Genomic DNA, 1,729 nt, shown 5'->3' with positions numbered 1-1,729 from the left:
ACCGGCAGCGTGCCATCGCCCTGCCGCCAGCGCGCAATCCTGCCGCGCGCCTGCGCCCGTCGCTCGTCGAGCGACATGTCGGCCCAGCGATCACCCAGCAACGGTTGATAGCTGTCCAGCCCCAGGGGCACGATCCGTGTCATCGTTTGCCAGGCGCTGATCCCCAGCGGCGTCAGCAGCTCTTCGCGGTCGATCGCCATGGCAATGGCTTCGCGGTTGGCCGGCACTGCGAGAAAACCGCTGGCATCAACCACCAGCAGGCCGAACAGCCCAATCACCGGATCGGCACGCACGGCGTTGTCGGGAATTTCCGCGCCGCTCAGATATGGCAGGTGCTGGAACCGGCCATTCAGCACAATCGCTGTGCGTTCCAACTTGAAGCGCGCCACCGCCTTGGCTGCGGGGTCGGCACGCAGCATCAGGGTGCGCGTCGGGCGGCGATTTTCTGGGTCGCGGTCATCTTCTGACCGGTCGGTCAGCTTCGTCCAGCCTTCCCGGCGATCCGCCAGGAACGGGCCGGTGCCGCGCCCGCTGCGGCGTATGCCAAGCTCGGGCATCGCCAGAATGCGCAGCATGTCGGGTTGCGGCGCGAGCAGGCGGATTTCGATGACACGCCCGGTCATCGCGCGAATGTCGCGCACTTCGGCCAGATCCGCGCCAATCGCGCTCCCGGTCTCGATCTCGATCCGGCGGCGCAGCGCGGCCGCGACATGATCGGATGTCACCGCATCGCCGTTTTCCCAGCGCGCATTGCGCAGGCGAAAGATGTAGCTCAGGCCATCATCGGTGATGATCCAGCGTTCGGCGAGCGCAGGCACGATGCGCCCCAGTGCATCGAGCCGCACCAGCCCCTGCGACGTCGCGGTGCGCAGATAGCGGGCTGCGGGTTGAAGCCGCGCGGCATCGATGTTGGTGGTGGGCGACGGATCGATCACCGAGATTGCCAGCGGCGAGCTGTCGCTGGCACTGCACCCCGCCAATACCGCCAAAGCGCCGCCGCACAGCATGCGCATGGCACCTCGTCGCAATCGCGCCGCCCAAGATGCGGTCTGGGCCCAAAATGTTGAAGGGCCGGTCATTGTTCGCCTCTTGCGCCTGCCTTGCCTCATGCCGCACCCATGCACTGCGGTTGCGAAATTGTGCGTTAACATTGCCCGCCGGAACTTGCCAGTCGCTGCCACGCTGCCAGCGCAGAAAAAGCCAAGTTACCCCCTTTGCCTGCCGCCATCGATCTGTAGACTTGCTGAAAATCAAGAACGTTTGCAGGAGAAGACGGCATGGCGATGATGCGCAGCGTGGTGCTCAAAGCGCCGATTGCCGGGCTCCCCGAACCCGATGATTTTGCCGTTACGGAAAGCGAGATCCCGGCGCTTAAGGAGCATCAGTTTCTGGTCGAACACCGGCTGGTTTCGGTTGATCCGGGGGTGCGTTCGCGGCTGTCGGCGACCGGCGCGAGCTATGCGCCGCCGATTCCTCCGGGCGGGCGGATCGACGGTTTTGTCGTTGGGCAAGTGATCGAAAGCCGGAACACGCGCTTTCCGGTCGGCACCTGTGTGACCAGCGGCGGCGGCTGGGCGAGCCACAGCATTGGCGATGGACGTGGCTTCATCGCGGCCTTGCCCGATAACGGCCTGCCGCGCTCGCTGTGGCTGGGCATTCTGGGCATTCCCGGCATGACCAGCTGGTTCGGACTGAAGCGCGTCGGCAACATGCGTGAGGGCGCGCACGT

At 65.4% G+C, this 1,729-nt stretch carries 1 protein-coding gene and 1 pseudogene; one reads left to right on the top strand and one right to left on the bottom strand.

Annotation, left to right across the window (positions count from 1 at the left end; all coding sequences use genetic code 11):
- A partial coding sequence (locus ACEW8G_RS13950; protein ID WP_373489012.1) for an ABC transporter substrate-binding protein occupies window positions 1-1,079 on the bottom strand: 1,079 nt, incomplete at its 3' end.
- A gap of 198 nt (window positions 1,080-1,277) precedes the next feature.
- On the opposite strand from ACEW8G_RS13950, the pseudogene ACEW8G_RS13945 reads away from it, so the two are divergent.
- Window positions 1,278-1,729 (top strand): annotated as a pseudogene (locus tag ACEW8G_RS13945) (NADP-dependent oxidoreductase); the annotation flags it as partial.

It is taken from the genome of Blastomonas sp. (assembly GCF_041747255.1).
Lineage (GTDB): Bacteria > Pseudomonadota > Alphaproteobacteria > Sphingomonadales > Sphingomonadaceae > Blastomonas.
The sequence above is the reverse complement of the archived record's forward strand: the minus strand, read 5'-3'. Positions and strand labels throughout refer to the sequence as shown.